This window comes from Streptomyces lancefieldiae, from assembly GCF_031845825.1.
GTDB classification, from domain to species: domain Bacteria; phylum Actinomycetota; class Actinomycetes; order Streptomycetales; family Streptomycetaceae; genus Streptomyces; species Streptomyces lancefieldiae.
This window is the reverse complement of the sequence record NZ_JAVRFH010000133.1, coordinates 1-4,827: the sequence shown is the minus strand read 5'-3', so window position 1 is coordinate 4,827 and position 4,827 is coordinate 1. Positions and strand designations below refer to the sequence as shown.

At 70.8% G+C, this 4,827-nt stretch carries 5 protein-coding genes; all 5 read right to left on the bottom strand.

Annotation, left to right across the window (positions count from 1 at the left end):
• Positions 1–385 precede the first annotated feature (385 nt).
• Positions 386–931, bottom strand: coding sequence for a DUF45 domain-containing protein (locus RM812_RS40540; RefSeq protein WP_051860270.1), 546 nt, complete (start codon positions 929–931; stop codon positions 386–388).
• 172 nt (positions 932–1,103) lie between these two features.
• On the bottom strand, positions 1,104–1,574 hold the full coding sequence (locus RM812_RS40535) for a hypothetical protein (RefSeq protein ID WP_311585780.1): 471 nt from the start codon (positions 1,572–1,574) through the stop codon (positions 1,104–1,106).
• A gap of 43 nt (positions 1,575–1,617) precedes the next feature.
• Positions 1,618–2,022: a hypothetical protein gene (locus tag RM812_RS40530; RefSeq protein ID WP_311585778.1), complete on the bottom strand. Its 405-nt coding sequence runs from the start codon at positions 2,020–2,022 to the stop codon at positions 1,618–1,620.
• A gap of 462 nt (positions 2,023–2,484) precedes the next feature.
• The gene (locus RM812_RS40525) at positions 2,485–3,462 is read right to left on the bottom strand and encodes a phosphoadenosine phosphosulfate reductase family protein (protein ID WP_311585776.1); all 978 of its coding nucleotides are present in this window, start codon (positions 3,460–3,462) and stop codon (positions 2,485–2,487) included.
• A 331-nt stretch (positions 3,463–3,793) separates the two neighbouring features.
• On the bottom strand, positions 3,794–4,666 hold the full coding sequence (locus RM812_RS40520; protein WP_311585774.1) for a hypothetical protein: 873 nt from the start codon (positions 4,664–4,666) through the stop codon (positions 3,794–3,796).
• Between the last annotated feature and the right edge of the window lie 161 nt (positions 4,667–4,827).

Sequence of the window (4,827 nt, the reverse complement as noted above, 5' to 3'; positions counted from 1 at the left end):
GGTGGGCCGGGCGGCTGGTGGGGCCCCGGGCGACGACACGCCGGCCCGAGGTGAGATCGACCAGGTCGACGGCCAGGGGGTGGGGCTCACCGGCCATCTTCAGGGTGCATCGGCTCAGTTCGTGCCCGGCCGCCAGTAGGTGGTCACGCAAGGCGCAGAGCAGCAGCTCCGCCGCCGCGTCCTGCGGCGCCGGCTCGACTCCTGGGTGGGGGCGGAAAGGGTGGGAGAGGGGAACGGGGGCGACGCGGGCATGGGCCGAGCGCGGCCCCAGGGGGAGGAGTGGAGCGGGCTGAGACGGCAGGGCCGGATCGTGCATGGCGGACCAATCGGGGTGATGACGTGGGGTGGGGCGGGCCCGACCAGTGAGTCCTGGCCGGGCGAGGGGTCAGTCTGAGATCAGACGCATGCGCTGGGCTTGGGCATCCCACCGGCACTCGGTGTAGAGCCGGTTGAAGTCAGGCATGGCGTCCGGGTGGTCGGCCGGGCATGGCTCCCAGCCGCTGGAGCCCAGTCGCGCGTAGAACCCGTACTCGTGGCACTCGGCCTCGCCGGGCAGGCGTCCGGTCCACGGCGTCCTGCACCGGTCGGTGAAGTGGCCGCAGCCGGAGCGCTGCAACCCGGTGAAGGCGCACCGGGCGAGGTCGCAGAGATCCGTGTGCAGTGATCCGGCCGTCACGTAGCAGCTCGGGCAGGGCCCGTCGGCGGACTGGGTGTCCGCGGCGACGTTGACCAAGTGCTGCAGCCGGGCGCCGATCCAGGCCTCCTTGTACGCCACGAAGGTCTTGACGGTCTCGTCGGTCAGGCCGAGCGGGCCCGTGACCGTGATCTCCCCGGTGTCCGTGACGGCGAGTTGGGTGTCGGTGTAGCTGGTGCTGGTGATGACGGTAATGCTGAACGAGCCGCTGGTGAGCGTGCGGCGGGCGAGTGTCACGGGAGGGCATTTCTCTGGGCGGGGCGGGGCAGTCGTGGGGCGATGGGAGCGGAGGGGCGCGAACTTCGCGGTGCGGGGTTCGTCGGCTGGCCGGGAGCGCCCCCGGCGGCTGCTCGGGGCGGTGCTCCCGTGCCCCGCGCGACCACTCGCAATGACGTCGAAGTAAATCCAGTTATGCGACGTCGTCCGGGTGGATGGTGTGGTGCGCGGCCTCGGCGACCAGCGTGCCGAGGCCTGTGCGGAACGGGGTGCCGTCTCCGGGGGCGGGGTTTCCCTGTTCATCGCGGAACTCGACGAGCAGAAGCCGCGCCAGGGTCTGCTGTGTCGGCCACGGCACTCCTCGGGCGAGCCGCCCGTCAGGCCCGATCTCTTCCGTCAGGGCCTTGATCTGCCCCCTGTTGAGGGCGGCGCGACGGCCTGCCGCGGTGATGATGAACGGGCGGGAGTCGTCGGCACAGTTCAGGTCCTCGAGGGCGGCTTGGCCGTCGAGAACGAAGCCGTCGGTGTCGTTGCGGTAGGCGTACTTCTCCGTGACGAACAGACGCAGCAATTTCGGGCCCACCTTGGGCAGGTGGCCGTCGGGGTGCACGGAGGCCGTCCGCAGACGGGCGACGGCCGTTTCGGTCAGCGTGGTGGAAGGCATGAAAAGCTCCCGGATGTCGGGGGGTGGAACGAGGGGTGATCCTTCAGCGGAGGGTGAGCCGGGGGGCGTAGTGTCGGCCGATGTCGCCGCACGGGATCTCAGCGCCCGCGCGCCGGGCCTGGTTCAAAAGGCCTTTCAGGGTCCGCTTCTTGGAGTCCGCGTGCGCACCGAGGTATGGCCGTGTGATGCGCTTGGGCAGCCGGTCCAGCGGCCACTCCCACACGAGGTGGTGGGGGTACTTCGGGTTCCGCTGCCGGTCCAAGGGGCCGATCGTCCGGCGGCCCTCCGCCGTGTAGACGAACAGGGAGTTGGCACAGAGGAACTTGCCCTCGGGGAAGAGCTCCGCCACCACGGCACAGATCGCGTCGAGAACCTCGGGGGTGGTCTCCTTGAGAGCGGCCCGGGCGGCGTCCATCTTGCTGATGGCATCTGTTTCTGGGGTGTTCACGGGTCTCCCGGGGATGTCGGCTCTGGGCAGTGGGTGCCGTCACGTGTGGCGGGGGCAGCCGCCCGGGCACTCACCAGCGCTACCCACACAATACATCCGTAAATCCAGTTATGCAATCTCCGGGGGTAGTGTCCGACATCCCTGGCCTCTGACTGGTCGTCGGCCAGGACGTCGGGACCGGGCCGACCATCGTCGTCCCCGTTACCTGGCCGCCCGCCGGCCCGAGCACCCTCCGCAGCGCGAACCGGGTCAGCTCTCCGGCGGAGTCGGCGGAGTTGGTATGGCCAGCTGTCCGGGATCTCCGACAGGGCATCCGTCACAGTGAGGGGCGGCCCGCCGTGGGCAGGCGCCGGCGGTGCCTGCCGCTCGCTCCCTCGGGCGGTCAGCCGCCGTCCTTCTGCCGCCGGAAGGGGGCGGATCCGCTGCGCTGAACCCAGGGCGTCTTCGTACGTGCCGGGTAGATCAGGCGACTAGGCCGTACAGCGCAGCTTGACGGGCGCGGTACTTCGTCGTCATCGCCCGCCCGACATGCGCCGCCATCGCCGTACCTGCCGGCGGCCGCGCGGCGGGTCCCTCGGCCGCCTCCAGGGCTTCGGCGCGTCGGATGATCTCCCGCATCGACAGGCCCTTCTTGAAGTCGGCGCCGATCTTGGCCTCTGTCCGGGCGAACGCCGCGGCGAGCTCCGGCACGCGTCGCGCTCCGTTCACGAGGTCGCTGTTGCATCCGAGGACACAGAAAACGCAGCTCAGGCGCCGGTTTCCCCAGTCGTAGGCCGGGTGATACGGCAGGCGGGAACGGGCGATCTCCCGCCAAACTCTCCGGTCGTTCCACGTGTGAATAGGCCGCCATGTCGTGATGTGCCGGCGCCCGTTGCTCGCCCCGCGGTCGATCTCCACCTCGGCGAGCTTCGCCCGCTGGGTGCTTTCGGCCGCGCGCTGCCCGATGCACGCCAAGATCCGCACGGGACGCCCCAGGTGCGCGAGCTCGTTGGTGAGCCGGGTGTAAAGGGTCCGGATCGGCCCCCGCTTTTCACCGCTCGTGCACCAGCGCGCCGAACTCGACGGCCAGGCCGGCGCGACCTTCGCCTGCGCCGGGTCCTCGCCGCGCTCGAGAGCTTCCTCCTCCGCCTTCGCTTTCAGTTTTCTGTGGCGGGTTTCGACCCGGTCGAGGAAGTCGACGCCGGAGGTCACCACCTCGAACCGTCGGACCCCGCAGAGGCGGGCCTGCAGCTCGGCGAGCTCGCGGGTGCCTTCCCACTCGGCCCGGCCCAGGTCCGCGTGCACGACGGCGACCTTGTCCAGCATTCCCAGAGCCTTCGCGCGGCGGACGACATAGGAGAGCATGGCCTGGCTGTCCTTGCCGCCGGAGGACGACACGACCACCCAGTCCGCGTCCCGGATCAGCTCATCGGGAACGGTCGTCGACGGCGTGAACGGCACGGAGGGGTGCACGGCCCGCTTGCGCTTCCGCTTGGGCTTGGGCTTCGGAACGACCAGGACGGCCGCGGGGACCTCCTGCGGGTCCTCGAGGCCGCGGAGGCTGAAGAGGGCGTCGGTATGCATAGCGGGGCGTCCTTGAGGGTCGGTGTGCAGCGGGCAGGGGGCGGCCCGGGCCGTGCCCCGGGAGCCGGTGGTCGAGCCCGTAGTGGGGTGGGAGGGGTGACCGCCTCAGACCGGGGAATGTCGAAGGCATGGCACCGGAACGGCAGCTCCGGTGCCGTCTGGACGAGGCCACGGGCAGCCCCGGAGCTGCCGTGTCAGCCCGCAGTCGTCACGACCCGCCGTCCTGCGCGGCGGCCTGGGGCCCGCAGCCCGGCTCCCACGAGAGGTGGATGACTGCCGGACGCTCACCGGGTTCGTACGCGAAGTGCCACCTCAGACCGGCCTCGTCCGTGGCACGCCGACGGCCTGCGTGGTTCGACGGGGGGTCGGGCTGTACGTGGGTGCTGCGGCTGTACGCGGCCTCGACCACCTTCTTCCCCGTCGAGCGGGTGAACTCCGTGCCGAGTACGTCCCGGGCGAAGCGGCGCAGCACCAGGGTGGTGAAGCGGACCGGGAGGTCGTCTTGCAGCGCGAGGACCCAGCGCTTGTCCCTGCGGTGGCCGCTTCGGCTTCGGCTTCGGCTTGGCACACCGGCCTTGACCTGGCCGTAGGTCCGGTCGCGGTGCGCGGTGCTGTAGCCGAGGACGCGGTTCGCATCAGCGGAGAGCAGGAGGGAGAACCCTTCTTGGGCCAGCAGCCGCCAGGCACCGCCCTCGACGCGCTGATGCGTGCCGGTGGCGATGAGGTTTTCCAGCAGCGAGCGGATCTCCGCTTCCGCCGTCGCGCGGTCGCCCCCGTGCGTGGCGCAGTACCGCTCGATCGCCGAGCGGGTCACACCGAGCTGCGGATCGTGCGCTTCGTCGGAGGTCAGAGGCAGTCGATCCGTGGCGGCCGTGACCGGCTCGCGCGTGGAGGGAGCGGTCGGGCACGGGACTACCGGGTCGGCGGGCTTCTGTGGGCGCCGGAAGCCGGCGCACGTGCCGCACCACCCGTCGGCGCGCCGTGTCGGCCGGTGGCAGCGGCTCCCGCCCCGCTCGTAACGGGAGCAGCGACTGTTGCTCGTGAGAGCCGCCAGGGAGGAGGGGTTCGGTCGGTTGTCCATGCGTGGTCCTTGCGGGCGGAAGGCAGATCGAAGGGGGACGGCGCCCCTATCCGGCGAGTCGGACGTCGAGGCTGAACACCAGGTGATCCGGCGGCAGTTCGTCGAGGTAGCGGTTGGCCAGATCCAGGTAGCGCGTACTGCCGCCGGATCACCTGGTGTTC

What these genes read in the sequence shown, in the direction of transcription:
- RM812_RS40535 (WP_311585780.1), bottom strand. Translation starts at nt 1,574, where the DNA reads ATGCCTTCCACCACGCTGACCGAAACGGCCGTCGCCCGTCTGCGGACG.
- RM812_RS40520 (WP_311585774.1), bottom strand. Translation starts at nt 4,666, where the DNA reads ATGGACAACCGACCGAACCCCTCCTCCCTGGCGGCTCTCACGAGCAAC.